General features: G+C 62.8%; 18 protein-coding genes. 13 read left to right on the forward strand and 5 right to left on the reverse strand.

Going from position 1 to position 18,748, the window contains the following annotated elements:
• Window positions 1-48: 48 nt before the first annotated feature.
• The 11 genes from OS914_RS13745 (at window position 49) to OS914_RS13795 (ending at window position 9,122) form a co-directional block, all read left to right on the forward strand.
• Entirely contained in the window at window positions 49-852 is an 804-nt protein-coding gene (locus OS914_RS13745) for an IclR family transcriptional regulator (RefSeq protein WP_267546631.1), read from the forward strand.
• 463 nt (window positions 853-1,315) lie between these two features.
• Window positions 1,316-1,822, forward strand: a complete 507-nt coding sequence (locus tag OS914_RS13750) for a hypothetical protein (RefSeq protein ID WP_267546632.1) — start codon at window positions 1,316-1,318, stop codon at window positions 1,820-1,822.
• A gap of 447 nt (window positions 1,823-2,269) precedes the next feature.
• Window positions 2,270-3,103, forward strand: a complete 834-nt coding sequence (locus OS914_RS13755; protein WP_267546633.1) for an alpha/beta fold hydrolase — start codon at window positions 2,270-2,272, stop codon at window positions 3,101-3,103.
• Entirely contained in the window at window positions 3,100-3,831 is a 732-nt protein-coding gene (locus OS914_RS13760) for a DsbA family protein (RefSeq protein WP_267546634.1), read from the forward strand. Before OS914_RS13755 ends, OS914_RS13760 begins: the two co-directional genes overlap by 4 nt.
• Window positions 3,832-3,976: 145 nt before the next feature.
• Window positions 3,977-4,294 carry an NIPSNAP family protein gene (locus tag OS914_RS13765; protein WP_267546635.1) on the forward strand — a complete coding sequence of 106 codons (318 nt, stop codon included), beginning with the start codon at window positions 3,977-3,979 and terminating at the stop codon, window positions 4,292-4,294.
• Between the two features lie 31 nt (window positions 4,295-4,325).
• Entirely contained in the window at window positions 4,326-4,838 is a 513-nt protein-coding gene (locus OS914_RS13770; RefSeq protein ID WP_267546636.1) for a hemerythrin domain-containing protein, read from the forward strand.
• A gap of 378 nt (window positions 4,839-5,216) precedes the next feature.
• Window positions 5,217-6,350, forward strand: a complete 1,134-nt coding sequence (fadE16, locus tag OS914_RS13775; protein ID WP_267546637.1) for an Rv1679 family acyl-CoA dehydrogenase — start codon at window positions 5,217-5,219, stop codon at window positions 6,348-6,350.
• A gap of 7 nt (window positions 6,351-6,357) precedes the next feature.
• Window positions 6,358-7,182 (forward strand): Rv1680 family SBP-like protein, encoded by an 825-nt coding sequence (locus OS914_RS13780; protein WP_267546638.1) that lies wholly within the window; start codon window positions 6,358-6,360, stop codon window positions 7,180-7,182.
• A gap of 2 nt (window positions 7,183-7,184) precedes the next feature.
• Complete coding sequence (locus tag OS914_RS13785) at window positions 7,185-8,174, forward strand: Rv1681 family radical SAM protein (protein WP_267546639.1); 990 nt, start codon at window positions 7,185-7,187, stop codon at window positions 8,172-8,174.
• 16 nt (window positions 8,175-8,190) lie between these two features.
• Window positions 8,191-8,739 carry a DoxX family protein gene (locus OS914_RS13790; protein ID WP_267546640.1) on the forward strand — a complete coding sequence of 183 codons (549 nt, stop codon included), beginning with the start codon at window positions 8,191-8,193 and terminating at the stop codon, window positions 8,737-8,739.
• On the forward strand, window positions 8,736-9,122 hold the full coding sequence (locus OS914_RS13795; RefSeq protein ID WP_267546641.1) for an Rv1678 family membrane protein: 387 nt from the start codon (window positions 8,736-8,738) through the stop codon (window positions 9,120-9,122). The genes OS914_RS13790 and OS914_RS13795 overlap by 4 nt, the downstream gene beginning before the upstream one ends.
• Before the next feature lie 376 nt (window positions 9,123-9,498).
• Here OS914_RS13795 and OS914_RS13800 read toward each other — a convergent pair whose 3' ends face one another.
• Window positions 9,499-10,116, reverse strand: a complete 618-nt coding sequence (locus OS914_RS13800; protein WP_267546642.1) for a TetR/AcrR family transcriptional regulator — start codon at window positions 10,114-10,116, stop codon at window positions 9,499-9,501.
• A gap of 386 nt (window positions 10,117-10,502) precedes the next feature.
• Here OS914_RS13800 and OS914_RS13805 point away from each other — a divergent pair, with 386 nt between their 5' ends.
• Window positions 10,503-11,066: a carboxymuconolactone decarboxylase family protein gene (locus OS914_RS13805; RefSeq protein ID WP_267546643.1), complete on the forward strand. Its 564-nt coding sequence runs from the start codon at window positions 10,503-10,505 to the stop codon at window positions 11,064-11,066.
• A gap of 53 nt (window positions 11,067-11,119) precedes the next feature.
• Here the strand turns inward: OS914_RS13805 and OS914_RS13810 are convergent, their stop codons facing one another.
• From OS914_RS13810 to OS914_RS13825, 4 genes are all read right to left on the reverse strand, one after another.
• Window positions 11,120-11,344 (reverse strand): hypothetical protein, encoded by a 225-nt coding sequence (locus tag OS914_RS13810; protein WP_267546644.1) that lies wholly within the window; start codon window positions 11,342-11,344, stop codon window positions 11,120-11,122.
• A gap of 445 nt (window positions 11,345-11,789) precedes the next feature.
• Window positions 11,790-12,821 carry an NADPH:quinone reductase gene (locus OS914_RS13815; RefSeq protein WP_267546645.1) on the reverse strand — a complete coding sequence of 344 codons (1,032 nt, stop codon included), beginning with the start codon at window positions 12,819-12,821 and terminating at the stop codon, window positions 11,790-11,792.
• Window positions 12,822-13,155: 334 nt separating this feature from the next.
• The gene (locus OS914_RS13820; protein WP_267546646.1) at window positions 13,156-14,364 is read right to left on the reverse strand and encodes an MFS transporter; all 1,209 of its coding nucleotides are present in this window, start codon (window positions 14,362-14,364) and stop codon (window positions 13,156-13,158) included.
• Between the two features lies 1 nt (window position 14,365).
• The gene (locus OS914_RS13825; protein WP_267546647.1) at window positions 14,366-16,564 is read right to left on the reverse strand and encodes a malate synthase G; all 2,199 of its coding nucleotides are present in this window, start codon (window positions 16,562-16,564) and stop codon (window positions 14,366-14,368) included.
• A gap of 387 nt (window positions 16,565-16,951) precedes the next feature.
• Here OS914_RS13825 and OS914_RS13830 point away from each other — a divergent pair, with 387 nt between their 5' ends.
• Window positions 16,952-18,706, forward strand: a complete 1,755-nt coding sequence (locus tag OS914_RS13830) for an L-lactate permease (RefSeq protein ID WP_267546648.1) — start codon at window positions 16,952-16,954, stop codon at window positions 18,704-18,706.
• The last annotated feature ends 42 nt before the right edge of the window (window positions 18,707-18,748 follow it).

The raw sequence follows: 18,748 nt of genomic DNA on the forward strand, positions 1-18,748 counted from the left end.
GGGCGTTATTCCCGTATGGTGGGAGTAGTGACGGATACGGAGGCGGAGATGAGCGAAACTTTTACCGAGGTCGATGACCCGGCAGATGCACGGAGAAGCAGCGGGCGGGACATGGTAGCCAAGGCTCTCGGTTTGCTGAATCGACTCGGCGAACACCCCCACGGCGCCGCAGCCGCCGAGCTGGCCCGTGAGTGCCAGCTTCCGCTGAGTACCGCGCACCGGCTGCTGGGGTCACTTGTCCGGGACGGCTTTCTGGAGTTCGAGTCAAAATCGCGTCGCTACACCCTGGGCCTACAGGTTTTCGTGCTCGGGCAGTCCGTGGCCCAGGCCCGCGGGCTGACGGGGATGGCGCGCCCGATCCTGGAGGAAGTCTCAGCGCTCACAGGCGAAGCAACGCTGATGGCGGTCCGGGAGGGGGATCAACAACTGTACGTCCACTCGGTCCAGGGCCCCCAAGGCGTCAGCGTTATCGGCAGGCCGGGTACCCACGGTCCGCTGCACTGCACCGCCCAGGGCAAAGTCTTGGTCTCCATGGCGCCCCAGGCCGTCCGCGAAGACCTGTTGAGCAGGCTCGAGCTGACTGCCAAAGGTCCCAACTGCATCACCGACCGCCAGCATTTTCGCGCGGCCATCGACGAAGTGCGGACCCGCGGTTGGGCTCTGGCTGACCAAGAACACGAGGTCGGCATCCGCGCCGTGGCAGTCCCCGTTCTCGGCCCGGATGGCGTGGCACTGGCCGCGATCTCGACCGCCGCGCCGGCTTACCGGACCAGCATCGAGCAGCTCATCGAATACGTGCCGGTGCTCACTGCGGCCGCACGCCGGATCGCTGTTCGGATGCCGTCCCGCTGATCCCCTGCTCGAGCGCCCGTGCTCCCAGCATCTCCCGCGTTCTCGAGCGTGCGGCCACTGCGCGCACCGCGGAAGTCCTGGCGGGTCTCGAAACCATCCAGCGCGGGCTGACCAAGGAGTCGTTTCCGCTTTCCGTCCGCTCTGCCTATGGTCGAATTGCTACACGCAACGCCGTGGAGTGCTCCCGGCCGGCCGCCAGGACGGCTGCAGTCAATGACACATCGAAAGGACCATGGGATGATCCGGATGCCAACCGCCTGCCCCTCCGCTTACAGTCTCAGCCGCAGCCGTCCTGGCTGTTGGTGCTTACGGCGAGAACCGTCGTCGGGCCTGCTGCGTCGATCCCGGCGGCCGGCGCGGTGACTGCACGGGCTCCCACCCAGTCACCGGCCAACCTTGGCAGCCTGGGGGCGGAACGGTGTCGTTAGCGGGCAGTTGGACCGGCGGCCCATCATTTACCGACGTGAAAATCGGGTTGGTGCTGGTGGCCACAGCGGTCATGGCAATCTCGGTGGGCCCGAGCATTTTCTCGAGCCTGTGGGGCCGGAAATGGCGTAGGACAGCCATTATCGCCGGGACCGGCATCGTTCTCTTCTACAGTGTTTGGATCATCTACCTGGCCCGAACACTGCCTGCCGTAACCGTCGCGAACAATTGGAACATTGCGTGGGCTGCCTTGGACAGCTTCGAAGGACTTGCAGCGCTATGCAGCGCCATACTCCTGCACAGACGCAGTAAGTACGCAGTGTTGGCCACGACAGCGTTCTCCACGAGCCTCTGCATTGATGCACTCTTTGCCATCACCACAGCCCCACCGGGGACGCCCCTGACCGTCGCTATCCTCGAGGCGGTTCTCGTTGAACTTCCCGTTGCCACCCTCGCCGCAGTGCTCGCCCTCAAGCTACTCAACACCGGTGCATCCGCCCCCTCCGCCGGGCCCGGACCGTCTGGTCCCGCGACGGGAAGCTGACGCCATGGGAATGCCGTAGGAATTCTGACAATTCCGACCGGGATATTACTCTCTCGGTCGTCGCTGATGAACGACGACGGCGGCACCGACGTGGCGGATCGGTCCGGTGCAGTCGTGGCCGGATTCCGACGGCGACTGTACTGCGGCGGATCTTGCGCCTTTGTCGCTCGTGAAGCTGCAAGTGCGGTCATTTCGTTGCCGTCCACACAGACGGCGCCTGCCGCCTTACCTGACGGGATACTTGCCGGCAGGGCTTCGGACAGGGGTATCCTGATACCTGTTGTGCAGGTCACACTGGTCCTGGAACCGGGGCCAGCCGCTGCCTGGGTGACATCATCGCCGGAGCACGCTGCGTTTAACAGTCGGACGACCGGGAGCTGGGGACGCCTAAGCCACGCGGCGAGCCCCGTTCTTCCGCAGCTATGCAAGGCATCAGAAAGGATCGCGATGGGTGAGCAGGACGGGCCGGTCCGCCGGGAACAGGTGAGCGTGAACGGGACGGAGCTGTCCTATCTTGCCGCCGGGGATAAAGGAGCTCCCCCGCTGCTTCTGCTGCACGGAACGTTTTGGAGCCGGGTCTGGCAGCCGGTGCTGCCCGCGCTGGGCACGGTCAGGCGGTGTATAGCGCTTGACCTGCCCGGATTCGGCCGCAGCAGCGGTGAGCTCGACGTTGGCCGTGCCACCGTCCCCGCACTCGCCGCGACCGTCCTCGATGCAGCCGACGAGCTCGGAATCACGGATTTCGACCTGGCTGCACACGATATCGGGGGCGGGATCGCCCAGCACATCGCTGCGACCAGCGGCCGGGTGCGGAGCCTTGTCTTGATGAATTCGGTGATGTTTGATTCCTGGCCCGTGCCCGCCGTCGAGAAATTCCGGGATCCGGACGTTCGTGCGGCCACCAGCGGCGCAGACCTGCTCAGCGCGCGGGAAATCTCAACCCGCGGCGCCGTCGCCCGGCCGCTGCGCCAGGAAGAAGTCGACGACTATCTCTCACCGTGGCTTGAGCCTGCCAGGCAGCGGTCATGGATGGCAATGGCCGCCGCCGCCGATCAGCGCTACACCATGGAGGTCGTCCCAGCCCTGCAACGGGCCGCCATCCCTACACTGTTGGTGTGGGGCCGGGACGACAACTTCCAGAAGGTCTCCTTCGCACGCCGGTACGTCGAAGAAATCCCCAATGCCGAGCTGACTGAAGTTCCCGGAAAGCACATCCCGACCGAGGATTCGCCCGAGCAGGTAGTCGCGGCGATCCTGCACCATTTGGAGGCCCACCAATGAAAAACCCTGACATCCGGTTCTACTTCGATCCGGTGTGCCCGTTTGCCTGGATGACCAGCAAATGGGTACGCATGGTCGCCCGACAGCGTGATTATCGGGTGGAGTGGCGGTTCATCTCGCTCCGGCTTATCAATGCCGAGGTTGATTACGACGCCCGTTTCCCGGAAGGGTACGATGCCGGCCACACCGCGGGCCTGCGGCTGCTTCGTGTGGCAGCTGCCGTCCGCGCCGACCACGGCCCGGAGTCTGTCGGCGCCCTCTACGAACGGCTGGGAGCACAAGTCTTCGATTCCGACCCCGACACTAGTTTGGACACACCCGAGCTTGACCACCGTGGGACCTCGGACTTCGTCGGGCCCGCATTGGCCGCCACCAATCTGGACATCTCGTACGCCTCGGCGCTGGAGGACTCGTCGTGGGACGCCGTGATCCGGGCGGAGGGCGAGGAGGCGCTGGCACTTACCGGCAAGGACGTCGGCACGCCGATTCTTCATTTTGAGCCTCCCGCCGGGATCGCTTTTTTTGGACCCGTGATCAGTCGGCTTCCCCGCGAAGAAGACGCCGCGGCCTTATGGGATCATGTGGTTGGCCTGGCGCGCTTCCCCGGGTTTGCTGAAATGAAGCGCAGCCTGCGGGAGCAGCCCCAGCTTCGCAGCTTCGGGGTGCGCGACGACGAGGTCGGCCTTCAGGAGGACTGGCACGGTGGAAGCCGGCGCACCCATACGTAGGGACTTCCGGTTAATGGACCGCATGATCCGGAATGCTCCAGACAAAGCAGTTGCGTAGCTTCGGATCAACGCTTCAGCACTTAGCTACACAACCAGCCCACCCGGCGCCGACGTCAGCCGGGAGCACAACGAAAGAGGCCATTACATGACATTTGAACTGCGCACCTACACCGCGGCCGAGGGCAAAATGGAGGATCTTCTGCAGCGTTTCCGCGATCACACGGTCGGACTCCTGGAGCGGCACGGGATGAGCAGCATCGGGTACTGGGTTCGCGACCCAGATGCCGGTACCCTCGTTTATCTGCTCCGACATCGGGGGGCGCCGAAGGAAAACTGGGCAGCGTTCGCAGCCGACCCGGAGTGGATCAGCGCCCGCGCGGCCTCTGTCCTAGAGGGCGAGCTCACGACGCATATCGAGTCGGTATTCCTTGAAGCGGTTGATTTCTCTCCGCTTCAAGGCTGATTTAGCACATCAACAGTTAGAAGGCGCTCTTATGGATATCACCGAAATCATCCTCAATGACCACCATGAACAGCGGCGCATGTTCGCCCTGCTGGACGAAATGCACGCCGCAGAACCAGGCCAGGCAACCGCAGTATGGGAGCGGCTCCGGATACTACTGGAAGTCCATGCCAAAGCCGAAGAATTGCTTTTCTACCCGGTCTTGCTGACCCTGGGGAAGAACGCCGGCGCCAACGGGAGCCCCGGTGAGGAAACCAAAGACGCCATCCACGACCACAACGAGATCCGCGACGCCATCCACGATGTTGCCGCCCACGATGCCGGATCAGACTCCTGGTGGTCAGCAATCGCGAACGTTAACAAAGTCAACGGCGACCACATGGCCGAAGAAGAACGGGAAGGACTAACCGATTTTCGCCGACACGTCAGTCTGGACGAGCGCCATACTATCGCGGTGGCCTTCTGCGCGTTCGAAGCAGCCCACGCCGCCGGCATTGAACCCCATGATATTGATCCGGAGGACTACGTCAAGGACCGGCAGTGACGGTTTAAAGTTAGCTACTGTATGGGGTTCCCCTGGCTTCATAGGGCTGTCAGGGCAGCGTCGGTGTAACGGGTGTTGCACCCGGCGGACAACGCCGCTCAGACGTCGTCGCACCAATTGGCTGGCCAGTCACTGTGAAGAAATTTCCCACGCCAAAATCTTGCAGCGCCCTGCTGGCCTGTACTTGCGGGCGCTTGGTCGCGGGTACGCAGGCACGCGGCCAGATGAAGTCGCTGGCTCGGCTTAAATTCTCGGACCGGTGCATTGTGTGCGACGGGCCCCATCTGTGGGCGTAGACGTCTCGATGGTGCATACTTAGTCAACACCTCTCCGCGAGGGCGGTGTTCACGTACCTGATCAACGAAGACAGGACACCGGATGACCATGACGCAGACGACGCTAAACGAGGCGGTCGCGGAGGTTACGGCAGTGGCCGCTGCTCACGCCGAACAGGTCGATACCGACGGCGTCTTTCCCGTAGATTCGGTCGCGGCGCTCCGCGCAAGTGGCCTGCTCGGTCTGGTGATCAGCGAGGACGCCGGGGGCATAGGCGCCGGCCCGGCCGAGTTCATCGAGGTGATCGGTTCCATCGCTGCCGCCTGTGGTTCGACCGCGATGATCTATTTGATGCATCTCGCTGCTGCGGTGACCGTGGCAGCCGCCCCGCCGGCCGCGATGCCGGACCTCCTCTCGCGGATGGCGTCGGGCGAGGTTCTGGGCACACTCGCCTTCAGTGAAAAGGGGTCGCGCTCGCACTTCTGGGCTCCCGTGTCGGAATCCTTCGCCGACGGGGACGACCTGCGCTTCACGGCCGACAAAAGTTGGGTGACCTCGGCCGGCTACGCCGATGTGTATGTGATGTCGTCGAAGAGCGCGGTCGACCCTGAGACAGTCGACCTGTACGCGATCCCGTCCACCACCCCGGGTCTGGAGATCGCCGGTCCATGGAGCGGGCTGGGGCTGCGCGGCAACGCGTCGAGCCCGATGTCGGTGTCGGTGACGATTCCGTCCAGCTATCGCCTCGGCGAGGCGGGCAGCGGATTCGGCACCATGATGGCCACCGTGCTGCCATGGTTTAACTTGGGCAACTCGGCTGTCTCGCTCGGACTCTCTCGGACGGCGGTGGATGCGGCGACGACCCACGTGGCCGGTGCCCGCTTGCAGCATCTGGATCAGGCGTTGTCCGCGCTGCCGACGATCCGCGCCCAAGTGGCGAGAATGAGCATCGCACTCGCCGCGCAGAGCTCTTACCTTGCGCAGGCGGCGGCACGGGTCGCGACCCCCGCCGATGACACCACACTGTTCGTGCTCGGGGTGAAAGCCTCGGCCAACGACGCCGCGCTGACAATTACCGAATCGGCGATGCGGGTCTGCGGAGGGGCGGCGTTCTCGAAGCATCTGCCGATCGAGCGGGCGTTCCGGGACGCACGCGCCGGCTCGGTCATGGCGCCGACCGCCGACGTGCTCTACGACTTCTACGGCAAGGCCCTCACCGGCCTTCCGCTGTTCTGAGTGCCAGATGTCGCAGCTAATCGGAGCCCCTCTGCTCGTCGGAGCAGTCGCCTACACGCCGAACGTCGTTCCCATCTGGGAAGGTATTCGCGACTACTTTGACGAGCCCGCATCGGCCATGGATTTCGTGCTGTTCTCCAACTACGGCCGCCTGGTCGACGCATTACAAGCCGGGATGATCGACATTGCCTGGAATACCAACCTGGCTTACGCGCGTGCCGTGCTGCAGACCGATGGGCATGTGCGGGCCCTCGCCATGCGCGACACGGACGCCGCTTTTTCGACGGTGTTCGTGGCGGCCGCAGGAAGCGGCTGGTCCGGCCCCGGCGACATCGCGACCCGGCGCCTGGCACTCGGGTCGGCGGACTCAGCTCACGCCGCAATCCTGCCCCTGCACTACCTGCGCACGGCCGGGGTGGACGTCGACCAAATGCAGCTGCGACGCTTTGACAGCGACATCGGCAAGCACGGTGACACTGGGCGCAGCGAGCTGGACGCGATCGACGCGGTACTTGCCGGTGATGCTGATGTCGCCGCCGTCGGCATCACGGTCTGGGAGAACCTCGGCCGCGGCGATCTGATGCCCGGAATGCTCGAGCAGGTCTGGCAGACCGAAACCTACTCGCACTGCATGTTCACCGCCCTCGACACCCTGCCCGAGTCGGTGTACGCGCCGTGGGTGGCGAAGCTGCTCGCCATGGACTGGGAGGTTCCTGCACACCGGCGCATCCTCGAACTGGAGGGGCTGACTGAATGGGTCGAGCCGCACCTCGAGGGCTATACGGGTCTATTCGAGGCCATCGAGGAGCAGGGGGTGGACGCACGATGGTAGTCATGGCGCTGATGCGGACCGTTGAACAGCTCGCCGAGGGTGACACCGCCGAGTTCGCGGTGGCGTCAGCAAGCGACCTGGAACTCGTGCGCCGCTGGTGCGAGAAGACCGGTAACACCCTCGTCAGCACCCTGATGGTCGAGCAGGACTCTGGCCACGTCACGGTTGGTCGGGGCCGGCCGCGCAACCCGGCCTCGATGATCCCCGCCGACCGGATGCCCGGGGCCCGGCTGTGGCTGTACACCAACTTCCACTGCAACCTGGCCTGCGACTACTGCTGCGTCGCGTCCTCACCGAAGACCGACCCGCGACTGCTCGGGATCGACGCCATCCAGACGCTCGTGGCCGAAGCCGCGGCGTGGGGCGTGCGCGAGCTGTATCTCACCGGCGGCGAGCCGTTCCTGCTGCCCAACATCGACATGATTGTGCGGGCGTGCGCCGACCGGCTGCCGACCACGCTGCTGACCAACGGGATGCTGTTCCGTGGCCAAGGGCTACGCAAACTGCGGGCGATGCCGCGCGAGGGATTAACGCTGCAGATCAGCGTGGACTCACCCACGGCCGACGTTCACGACTCGCACCGCGGCGCCGGCAGTTGGAAGCGGGCGCTTGACGGCATTCGAGTTGCACTCGCAGAGGGCTTCATTGTGCGGGTCGCCGCGACGATCTCGGCGCACGACGACCCGGCCCTAGACGAGCTGCACGCCCTCTTTGACGGGCTCGGGATCCCGCGGGCAGATCAGGTGATCCGACCCATCGCGCACCAGGGCGTCGCCGAAGAGGGGGTCGCGTTCTCGAGCAAATCGCTCATCCCCGAGGTGACTGTCACGGCGGAAGGCGTTTACTGGCATCCGGTTGCCGCGCTCGACGAGGACGCGCTCGTGAGTCGACAGATTCTGCCGCTCGCTCCCTCGCTCGACCGGGTGAGCGAACTCTTCATCCAACAGTGGTCGTCGGTGACGGCCGCCACTTCGATGTTCGCCTGTGCCTGAACGGAACGAGAACGCCATGACTAGTACGACCCGGACCACCGAAGCGTCGGGCATCAACCGTCTCGAGACCGGTCGGCCCGCGCGCGCTGTGCTAGCGGCCGTCCGGATCGCCGTGGGGCTCATGTGGCTTCAGAACGTAGATTGGAAGCGTCCGCCCGACTTCGGGCAGGCCTCTCAGAGTGGTCTGTACCAGTTCACCTCCGATGCGGTGAAGCATCCGGTGCTCGAGCCCTTCAGTTGGCTGGTGCAGAACGTTATCTTTCCAAACTTCGCGCTCTTCGGCTGGGGGGTGCTGATCGCAGAGTTCTTTCTCGGGGCGTTCCTGCTCGTGGGTTTCCTGACGCGCTTCTGGGCGGCCATCGGCATCCTGCAGACCGTGGCCATCACCCTCTCGGTGCTGAACACGCCCGGGGAGTGGCAGTGGAGTTACTACCTGATGTTCGCCGCGCAATTCGTAATCCTGGCTACCGCGGCCGGTCGTATCACCGGCGTCGACGGGCTGCTGAGACCGCGGTGGTCGTCCTTGGCGGGTCGTCCGGCTCGGATCGCGATGGTGCTCTCATGAGCAGCGCGAGCGGCACCGCGGACACCCGTTCTGCCCGCACGCCGAGGGATTGGCGTATCCGCGGGCTGATAGTTGCCGGCTTCACCGCCTTGAGCTCCCTGTTCGCGCTGGTGAACTATACGCCGCTGCAGTTCGTCTCGGTCAACCTGGTGCAGGCACTTGCGTTCGTCGTTTTGGGCGCCCTCGCCGCCCTGGGCTGCGTGCTGCGGATACCTGTGCTCCTGTTCTTGGCCGGCACGATCCTGATCGTCATCGGGCTGGTGCGCCTCGTCACGTACGGTCAGACGATCGGAATCATCTCGGGCTCGGTCAACGCCGCAGCTTTGATGGTCGGCTTTGGCGCTGCGTTCCTCGCGATATGGCTCACCTCGAGGCCGGCATAAGAGAAAAGATGACTGGGCTTGTCAGAGTATTCATTGGCAGCGACGGCAAGCTCACGACTCATAACCGTTGTGTCGCTGGTCCAAGTTTCAAAACCGGTCGGGCCAAGTCGAAGGCCACGGCTGACAGACCACTCCCCGTGGGCGTCCCGAATTGAACCCACCGCGGATCAACTAACGGGAAACCAGGAACTCGCCAACACGTTCACCGTCACGACATCGAGTTCAACCGAGCCCGTCAGTCAGCATCGCGGTAATCACCCGAGTCAGCGAGCAGCAGCAAGCCACGCGCCCAGAGGCATCAAAAGTGAGCACGGACTCAACGCCGATAAACCGACACCGGCCGGAAACTGTAGTTCAGGGCCGGGTTAGGTGGGTGCTACGCGCAACGGGCTTTACCACGTGTCGACGGTGACATGCATAGCGTTGAGGTATTGGTGGATCTGGGGTCTGCGCCCGAACGCATGATGACCTGCAACCCCAACAGGTAAGTGGTGAGGAGGTCCGTTCGCGCTTGGGCAATCGCTGAATCGGCCTCCCCTTCGGGGAGGGCCCGAACGATGAGGGTGCGGATCTGCTCGCGCATCTGTCGTCGGTAAATCTTCGAGAAGTCATAGCCCGGCAGGGTGCCACGCAGCTCGTTAGAGGCCATCACCATCAGGCACCCATCGCGGCCCCGCTCGGAGATCGCGTCTACTTCGAACAGCTCCACGAACCTGTGGACGCCCTCGACCCCGGGCCCGGCCTGTTCGATCAGTGCAGCGAACATTGCAATCCGCTCGGCGAGATAGCGGCGCAGCACCGTGGCGAAGAGTTGTTCCTTGGTGCCGAAGGTGCGATAAAGACTCGGCTTGTGGACCCCGCTTATCCTCACGATCTCCGTCATCGAGGTCTGGCCGTACCCCTGGCGCCAGAACAAATCGGTCAGCTTGGCGAGAACAGCTTCCTCATCGAAGAGTCTCGGGCGACCGATCGCGGCATCCACGCTAATGCTCATTAGCTCAGTCTACGTCGCCTGGACGACTTTGGTACCTCTCGGTAACAAAGACCCCAATAATAGGGTACCGTTTGGTACAGAAAGAGAGTTCACCCCCCGGGTCCTGTCTGTGGTCCGCGACCTCAACCCGGAAGCTCAATCGTGGATTTGCTGGTCAATAACGCCGGCAACGTCCGGGCCGGCCTGCTGGAGCAGTCCGAGGTATGCAGCAGCTTTACGTGACCGACCCGCACGCGGTCGATGCCGCGATTGCTCCGAAGCTGCGCGAGCTGGAAGGCGCAGTCAAGGACCACAAGAGCATCTGAGGGGCAACTAACCAGAATCTCTTTGAAGATTCCTCAACCACTGGCTTGCGATGGCCGACCGAGACTGAAACGGAGAAACCCATGATCGATTTCCAACGGCACGACGAAGACACAGCACCCGAAGCGAGCAAGGCTCTGCTCGCCAAATCGAAGAAACAGAACGGGAGGATCCCGGGATTGCACGCGACCATGGCCGAGGCGCCCGGCCTGCTCGAGGGCTATCAGCTGGTGCATCAGCTGTTCCTTGACTCGAGCTTTGACAAGGACGAGCTGACTGTCGTTTGGCAGACGGTTAACGTCGAACACGCCTGCACCTACTGTGTTCCGGCCCACACCGGTATTGCAAAATCCATGAAGGTGGACGATGCAATCACCGAAGCGCTGCGCAATGAAACGCCTTTGCCCAGCCCCCGTCTGGAGGCCCTGCGCACCTTCACTTTGGGTATGGTGCGTGAGCGAGGAAACGTGGACGACGACGCCGTGCGGGCCTTTCTGGATGCTGGCTTCACCAAGCGCCAGGTCCTCGAAGTAGTCCTTGGAGTCTCGCAAAAAGTAATGTCGAACTACACCAACCACCTGGCTCAAACGCCGGTGGACGTGCCTTTCCAGAAGTTCGCTTGGCGCGAAGCGGCCGCAACGGCCTGACGTCGGGGCAACGCCTCCCGAGAGATGCCGTCCACAACAAACCATCCTTTCCGTTACCGGAGGTGTCCGGCCAACGGGACCTCGTTGGCAATGAAGGAAAAGTCTTCAGTGCCAGCTTCCGGGTGCGACAGCTCGGCGTAGCGGTCTTCACCCAACGGATCGGTTATCACTTCCTGGACCAGGGAGTAAGTGTCTTCATTATTGACCAGTACCGGATACAACAGGGTGTATTTTATGTCGGCCTGCAGCCCGTGGGCGGCAGCAACCCCCTCGACCACCTGTACCGCGCGTTGGCATATTTTCGTCCGCGATTCTGCGCTGAATCTACGGATCGTGGCTTCGAAAGCGGCTTCTCGGAAGATGATATTGTCCCTGGTTCAGCCGGATATTTTCCCGACCGTCAGGACAGCCGGATCAAAGACGTCGAAGGTGCAAATGACCATGGTCTGCAGCGCTGGCAGCGCCTACGCGCCTTTAATGGAGGCCGAGGTTGGTGCGGGACAGCGTGGCGCGGACGGAGACGAGCGCTTCCACGCGGCGATCGCCGTTGCGGGTCACTCAGAATTGCTGGCCGGTTCATGGCCGAGATCTCCGACCTGGTTCGTGATACGCGGTTGGAGTCATGGAGCCACGCGACTGCTCATCAAGGCTGAGCCCGCCATCAGGACGCCTCCATTACCCGACCGGAAGCGATAGGCTCCCTGCCTGGCGCCGCGGGCACGCCTAGGCGGGGGCTACATCAATGAGCACCTTGCCAACCATGCCCTCTTCAACCGCAGCATGGGCCGCAGCCGTGTCCGCCAGGTCAAAACGATGCAGCGGCAGGCCTGCCTGCTCCCCCACAGCCAAAGCGCCGTCGGCAACTGCTGCATTGATGTCCTCGGCTGCGGCGTGCACAGCCTCCGTCCCCAGCGTGTACAGCAACACAAACTGGTAGCGGACATTGAGACTGAAATGTCTGCGCACGTCTAAATGAACGTGATCACCACCATTATTGGCGTAGACAGCGACACAGCCGTTGTTACGGACGACTGCCAAGTCCAGTTCGGAGTTCTGCGCGGGCGCCACCTCGACGACGAGATCGACGCCCTCCGGAGCGATATAGCGGATCTGCGCTGCGGTGTCGGCTTCCGTGTAATTGATGACATGGTCGGCTCCCGCGTTGCGGGCCAGCACTGCCTTTGCCGGACTGCTGATGGTAGTAATAACGACGGCGCCGGCCCACTTAGCGAGCTGGATCGCGGCATGACCGACAGCACCTGCCCCTCCCGCAACGAGCACCACCTTGCCACTGAGTGAGCCTGGGCTCAGCCTGCGTGGACCATCCTCAGCAACAGTTAAGGCCCGATGCGCGGTGATGGCTGGAACGCCCAGGCTCGCACCGAGATCAAACCCCGCATGCTCCGGAAGCGCAAAAACACGCTCGAGGGGTAAAACCGCAAATTCCTGGGCGGTCCCACCGTGTGCCCGCTGATACGCGGCCAACGCCAGCCAGACGTGATCTCCGACCCGGAACCGGTCGACGCCGGCACCAAGGGCATCCACTATGCCCGCGCCATCCTGGTTGGGCACGACCTCTGCAAAAGGCAGCGGTTCACCCGGTTGAGCGCCTCGGCGCGACTTCCAATCCGTGGGATTTACCCCAGAGACCCTGATCCGGACACGGACCTCTCCGGGCCCCGGGTAGCTCACCACACGGTCGACAAGCTCGAGAACAGATGGGTCGCCGGTAGCCCGGTACACAATAGCTTTCATACTCCAACCTAACGCGATCCCCCACGGTAAATTCCCGCCTGCTATGGAATTCCCCGTAGACGACTTCCGCCTTGGCTACGGGGTTAACAACAAAAAATTCGGCCCGGACCCAACAAGACTTCGAGATCGTGGCGTCCAGTATTCTTCGACGAGCCCGAGCGAATCCGCGATACGCACTGTGTCCATAATCAGCGGCACCCGAGCCTAGACCGAGCGGCGTGTCTCCGCTGTTCAAGTGATCAGGACAAACGTCTGACCAGCAGCGCCAGCTGCGACCCGCCCATCCGGTGGGAGGGGAGGATACGGTAGCGGGGGTCCGGGCAGGGGCGGCAGATCAGGAGTTATTGGTTTCTGTTCCCGCCCGGCAGCGGGAGCGACCTGCCAGGAATACGGCGGTCAACGTCAAAATAACGGCGACCGAGGTGAAGATCAACGCCTCGGGGTAGCCCGTGTCCGGGGCCAGAAGAGCGAGCAGGTAAGGCACGGCCAGTCCGGAGTACGCCAGGCTGTAGAACAGAGCGATGACAGCCCCCAGCTCTCCGGGCGCGGCGATGTCCTCGACCTCCCGCAGACCCACGATGAGGCATATTCCGTAGCCCGCACCGAGGAGCAGTGCGGCCACCGCTGCAGCAGGCATCCCGGGCCACGCTGTCGCAAAGGCAGCCGCCAGGCAACCGGCGGCAACAATGCCCAGGCCCGTCATCGCTGCGGCGGTCCCTCCGTGGACCGCCCCTGACTCATATAGCCGCCTACCCAAAGGCTGGGAGATCACACCCGCGACGAGGGCACCGGCGGCAAGCAGCCCAGGGAAAGCCACACCGAGAACGCCGGTCGATCCGGTTGCGTGTCCCGGGAGCGTTGTGAACGCCAAGGTTACGCTCCCGAACACCCACGGACCCAACGGAACGACCACGCGCCGGAAGCGGTCCGAGAAAACCGCCGCGGGCAAAAGCGGCTCCCGGGGCCGCAGGCGCCGGCCGGGCGGCAGCGTTTCGTCTGCGCGCGGTAAAACTACCAGGGTGGTACCGGCCAGAACCAGATGCATCACGTAGGGCAGCACCACAGGTGCGGGCCCCCATTGGGCCAGCGGACCGGCGACGAGCGGGCCGACACCGAATCCTGCCGTTAGCGCCAGCGCAGCCCGCCTCGGGCCGGCAGCGCCGTCACCGGAAAGCTCCTTCACCCAGGCGGTGCCAGCTGTAAAGACGGTGCCGGAGACCACTCCGGTGAGCAACCTGCCGGCGTACAGGCCAGTCACACCCCACTGACCAGTGATCAAAACTGCTGTCGCCAGCAGCGAAACCCCGGTGAAGGCCAGCATTACCGGTCGACGTCCCTTAGCATCGCTGACCCTTCCACCCAGGATCAGACCCGGAATCAGGCCCACGGCGTAGATACCGAACACGGCCGTCGCTTCCGCATCCGAAAGCCCGAGCGTGTGGCGATAAAGTGCCAGAAGGGGAACAAACTGGTTTGCCCCGTAGCCGGCGGAAAACATTGCCAGCGCGGGCCAGCGCCATTGGCCATTCATGGAGAGGTTCATTTCACACAGGGGTTACCTGCTGTGATCCCGACGGATTCCCGGTGTGCTTGTGCGCGCTGCGGTAACGGTGGAGCACGGGTTCGGTATATCCAGACGGCTGAGCGGCGCCGTCGAGAACGAGTTCGCGGGCTGCGAGGAATGCGTCGGTGTCGAACGACGGCGACATGGGCAGGTAGGCAGGGTCCGCCGCGTTCTGCTCGTCGACAATCGCAGCCATACGCCGCAGTGATGCTTCCACCTGTTCGTGGGTTACGACTCCGTGCAGGAGCCAGTTGGCAATGTGCTGTGAACTGATGCGGCAGGTAGCGCGGTCCTCCATCAGTGCGGTGCCGTGGATATCGGGCACCTTGGAGCACCCCACCCCGTCATTGACCCAGCGAACTATGTATCCCAGGGTGCTCTGAATGTTATTGTCCAGTTCGTTGCTCCTGGCATCGGCCGCCCAACTGCTGGGTTCACCAACGGGGACCGTGAGCAGTTGCCGCAGGGACGAACGGCGCTTCCCGGCGAGTTCGGCCTGCCGGGCATCCACGTCGACTTGGTGGTAATGGATGGCGTGCAGGGTCGCGGCAGTCGGTGAGGGGACCCATGCGCAGTCAGCACCGGCGAGCGGGTGGGAAACCTTGTCGGCAAGCATGTCAGCCATATTGTCCGGCGCTGCCCACATGCCCTTTCCGATCTGAGCCCGACCGCTGAACCCGCACTCCAGTCCAATATCCACATTGGCGTCCTCGTAGGCTGCGATCCAGCTTGACTGACGCATGTCCGCTTTGCGGACCATGGGACCGGCGAGCATTGAGGTGTGGATCTCGTCGCCGGTACGGTCCAGGAATCCGGTATTGATGAATGCCACGCGGTCACGCGCCTGCCAGATGCATGCCTTCAGGTTGGCGGAGGTGCGACGCTCCTCGTCCATGATTCCGATCTTCAAAGTGAGCGGGTCAAGGCCCAGCATTGCCTCGGTGCGGGCAAACAGGGCGCAGGCCACAGCAATCTCACGAGGTCCGTGCATTTTCGGCTTCACGACGTATACCGATCCAGTCCGCGAGTTATGGCCGGCATGCTGCCCGCGGATGTCGTGAACGGAGCCAAGACCGGTGAACAGTGCGTCGAGGATACCCTCAGGCACTGGTTTCCCGGACGCGTCGAGCACCGCGTCGCTGGTCATCAGGTGGCCCACCTGACGGATCAGCAGCAACGAGCGGCCGGCCAGGGTAAGCTCCGAGCCGTCGGGGGCCGTGTATACACGATCCGGGTTGAGCCGCCGGTTGAATGTGCGACCGTCCTTGGCCATATCTGCAGTCAGCGTCCCCTGCATCAATTGCAGCCAGTTGCGATAGCCCGTTACTTTGTCCTCGGCGTCTACGGCCGCAACCGAGTCTTCCAGATCCATAATCGTCGTAATGGCGGACTCAAGTACGATGTCTTTTACACCGGCCGGGTCAGCCGAGCCGATGGGGTGGCCGCGATCGATCTGGATCTCCACGTGAAGCCCGTTATGAACGAAAAGGAGGGCTTCAGGGTCAGCACCGGTTCCCTGATAGCCCGCGAGCTGACTCGGTTTGGCCAGTTCCGTCGTACCGTCATTGGTCTCGGCAACGAGGGCGCCGTCTGCGATTCGATAGGCCACCACAGCGGCGTGCGATCCGTCCGCCAGGGTCAAGTGTTCATCCAAGAACTTTTGCCCGCGGGCCACGACGGCGGCGCCACGGAGTGGATTGTAACCAGCCGTTTGCCCACATCCCTGAGCTTGATCGATGACGTCGGTGCCGTACAACGCATCATAAAGGGAACCCCAACGGGCGTTGGCCGCATTGGTCGCAAACCTGGCATTCAGCAGCGGTACGACAAGCTGCGGTCCGGAAATAGTCGCGATCTCCGGGTCAACTTTGCCGGTCGTGATGGCGAAATCACCGGGCACCTCTACCAGGTAGCCGATCGAGCGAAGGAAATCCTCGTAGGCGTCCGGATCCACAGGCGCCCCGCCGAGTGAACGGTAATACTCGTCAATCTGCTGCTGCAGCAGGTCACGGATATCCAGGAGCTCACTGACCAGAGGCGAGAAGTGCCCAATGACTTCTGCGGCCTGGGCCCAGAACGCGTTCTCGGCCATTCCGATGCCCGGCAGCGCCTCGTCACGGACGAAAGCATAGAGTTCCTCTGCCACGCTGAGTCCGCTGGCATTCACATAGTTGGGCATACTCCAACCTTCCAAAAGTTTTGTCTTGCAAAAAATAAAAGCCTGCCGAGCAAAAGTCAGCCCTGCCTGAGTTCGACCCTCGCCACCGAATCGCCTTTGAGCTTCTTAGGCCCGCCCCCGGAAACGGGGGGTGGCTCGCCTTCGGGCCTTGCCCGCCATTCTCCTCGGGAAAACCCACAAAGTGGCATACCAACCCATAATGCGGGTTCAATCTGACTGTGTCAACGTTCATTGCGCTGACGGGCAGAGGCATTGACTGTGACCGGAAACACGCTTATTGTCGTCTCCACCCAGCAACAATACGATTCCGCTCTGTGAAATCCAGTGCGGCTGTCCTTGAATCAACGCCGATTCTTCCCCCTTCCTGAAAGCCCGGGAGCATTCATTGTGACTTCGTTCCAACAGATTCTTGCGCCGCTCGGCGGCTCCTTGCTCGTCTCGGCACTGTGCGCCGCGGTGCCGCTGATCATTCTCTTCGTTCTCCTTGGCGTGTTCCGCGTCAAGGCCGCCAAAGCTGCTCTGGCCAGTCTTTTATCGTCAATTCTGATGGCCATTCTTATCTGGCAAATGCCTGTCGGCCAGGCCCTCAGCGCCACAGCGGCGGGCGCAGTCTACGGAGTCTTTCCGATTCTCTGGATTCTTATCAATGCGCTATGGATCTATAAGCTCACCGTGGCGACCCGCTGGTTCGAGGCGCTGGGCAACACGATCCGCTCGATCTCCAACGATCAGCGGATCGTGACGATCCTGATCGCCTTTTGTTTCGGTGCGTTGCTTGAGGCCCTCGCGGGATTTGGGGCTCCCGTCGCTGTTTCCGCAGCCATGCTCATGGCCACGGGAATGAAACCGCTGAAGGCTGCGATGGTATCCCTGCTGGCGAACACCGCACCCGTAGCATTCGGCGCCATGGCATCACCGCTCATTGCACTCAATGGCGTCACGGGTCTGCCATTGCGTGATCTTTCCTCCATGGTCGGTCGTCAGACACCCTTTTTGGCCGTGCTTGTTCCGCTGATGCTGGTCTTCATCGTCGATGGGCGCCGCGGAGTGAAGCAGACATGGCCGGTGGCTCTGGTCGCGGGCGCAGTGTTCGGACTGTTCCAGTTCCTCACCTCCAATTTCCTCGCGGTGGAGCTGACGGATGTTGTAGCATCCGTGGCTGCCATTGGGGCAGTCTTGCTCATGCTGCGGTTTTGGCAGCCCTCGCAGATTCTTACTTCTTCCGGAGAAACGGACGCCGGGCATGTCGGCGGGGCCTCTGTTATATCCGCAGCTGCAAGCGGGAGGCCTTCAGCCGGTCACGGGAACATGGCCCGGGGACCGGCTGCAGCCTCCGTCACCGAGTCCGTATCAGCATCTGCCGTGATCAATCCCCTGTCCGTGACTCACAAACGGCCAACGGCGCGCTCTGTCTGGATGGCTGTCGCACCGTATCTGGTCATCGTTGTCATCTTCTCGATTTCACAACTACCAGCGGTCAAGACATGGCTCGGGCACGTCGGCACCGTCACCTTCCGCTGGCCCGGCCTGGACGTTGTCGACGCCGTCGGTAAGCCGGTGGCCAACGAAACCTTCCATCTGGACCATCTGAAAGCGACCGGGACCCTGCTCCTCTTCGCAGGCCTGGTGACCACTGCAATTTACCGGATCCCGTTCCGGCAGGCAGTGCGCATCTATGGTGAGACCCTGGTCCAACTTCGCTGGACCATCGTCACCGTCAGTTCCGTGCTGGCCCTGTCCTTTGTTATGACGCTATCCGGGGAAACGGCCACCCTCGGCGTCGCCCTTGCCTCAGCCGGGGGCTTCTTCACCTTGCTGTCTCCGCTCATCGGATGGCTCGGGGTGACGCTGACGGGATCAGATACGTCCTCTAATTCACTGTTCGGTCCGCTGCAGATTGCGGCCGCCAAACAAATCGGCCTCTCACCCCTCCTCATGGCGGCGGCCAACTCCTCCGGAGGTGTCTTGGGCAAAATGCTCTCACCACAGAACCTCGCGGTGGCGGCAGCTGCCATCGGAATGGAAGGCTCCGAAGGCACGCTGCTGCGAAAGCTTGCGGGCTGGAGCGTGGTTCTCCTGCTGCTGATCACGGTCCTCGTCTTCCTTCAGTCAACCCCGATTCTGGGCTGGATGGTGCCCTAGCGGCGCCCCCGATCCGGCATCAATCCAGACTCCGAGTAAAAC

This window comes from Arthrobacter endolithicus (assembly GCF_026627425.1).
Lineage (GTDB): Bacteria > Actinomycetota > Actinomycetes > Actinomycetales > Micrococcaceae > Arthrobacter_M.

Excerpts from the sequence above, each read along its gene's own strand:
- OS914_RS13800 (WP_267546642.1), bottom strand. The coding sequence starts at position 10,116 with ATGAGCATTAGCGTGGATGCCGCGATCGGTCGCCCGAGACTCTTCGAT.
- fadE16 (WP_267546637.1), top strand. The coding sequence starts at position 5,217 with ATGACCATGACGCAGACGACGCTAAACGAGGCGGTCGCGGAGGTTACG.
- OS914_RS13785 (WP_267546639.1), top strand. The coding sequence starts at position 7,185 with ATGGCGCTGATGCGGACCGTTGAACAGCTCGCCGAGGGTGACACCGCC.
- OS914_RS13745 (WP_267546631.1), top strand. The coding sequence starts at position 49 with ATGAGCGAAACTTTTACCGAGGTCGATGACCCGGCAGATGCACGGAGA.
- OS914_RS13770 (WP_267546636.1), top strand. The coding sequence starts at position 4,326 with ATGGATATCACCGAAATCATCCTCAATGACCACCATGAACAGCGGCGC.
- OS914_RS13765 (WP_267546635.1), top strand. The coding sequence starts at position 3,977 with ATGACATTTGAACTGCGCACCTACACCGCGGCCGAGGGCAAAATGGAG.
- OS914_RS13820 (WP_267546646.1), bottom strand. The coding sequence starts at position 14,364 with ATGAACCTCTCCATGAATGGCCAATGGCGCTGGCCCGCGCTGGCAATG.
- OS914_RS13780 (WP_267546638.1), top strand. The coding sequence starts at position 6,358 with ATGTCGCAGCTAATCGGAGCCCCTCTGCTCGTCGGAGCAGTCGCCTAC.
- OS914_RS13815 (WP_267546645.1), bottom strand. The coding sequence starts at position 12,821 with ATGAAAGCTATTGTGTACCGGGCTACCGGCGACCCATCTGTTCTCGAG.
- OS914_RS13755 (WP_267546633.1), top strand. The coding sequence starts at position 2,270 with ATGGGTGAGCAGGACGGGCCGGTCCGCCGGGAACAGGTGAGCGTGAAC.
- OS914_RS13795 (WP_267546641.1), top strand. The coding sequence starts at position 8,736 with ATGAGCAGCGCGAGCGGCACCGCGGACACCCGTTCTGCCCGCACGCCG.
- OS914_RS13805 (WP_267546643.1), top strand. The coding sequence starts at position 10,503 with ATGATCGATTTCCAACGGCACGACGAAGACACAGCACCCGAAGCGAGC.
- OS914_RS13790 (WP_267546640.1), top strand. The coding sequence starts at position 8,191 with ATGACTAGTACGACCCGGACCACCGAAGCGTCGGGCATCAACCGTCTC.
- OS914_RS13760 (WP_267546634.1), top strand. The coding sequence starts at position 3,100 with ATGAAAAACCCTGACATCCGGTTCTACTTCGATCCGGTGTGCCCGTTT.
- OS914_RS13825 (WP_267546647.1), bottom strand. The coding sequence starts at position 16,564 with ATGCCCAACTATGTGAATGCCAGCGGACTCAGCGTGGCAGAGGAACTC.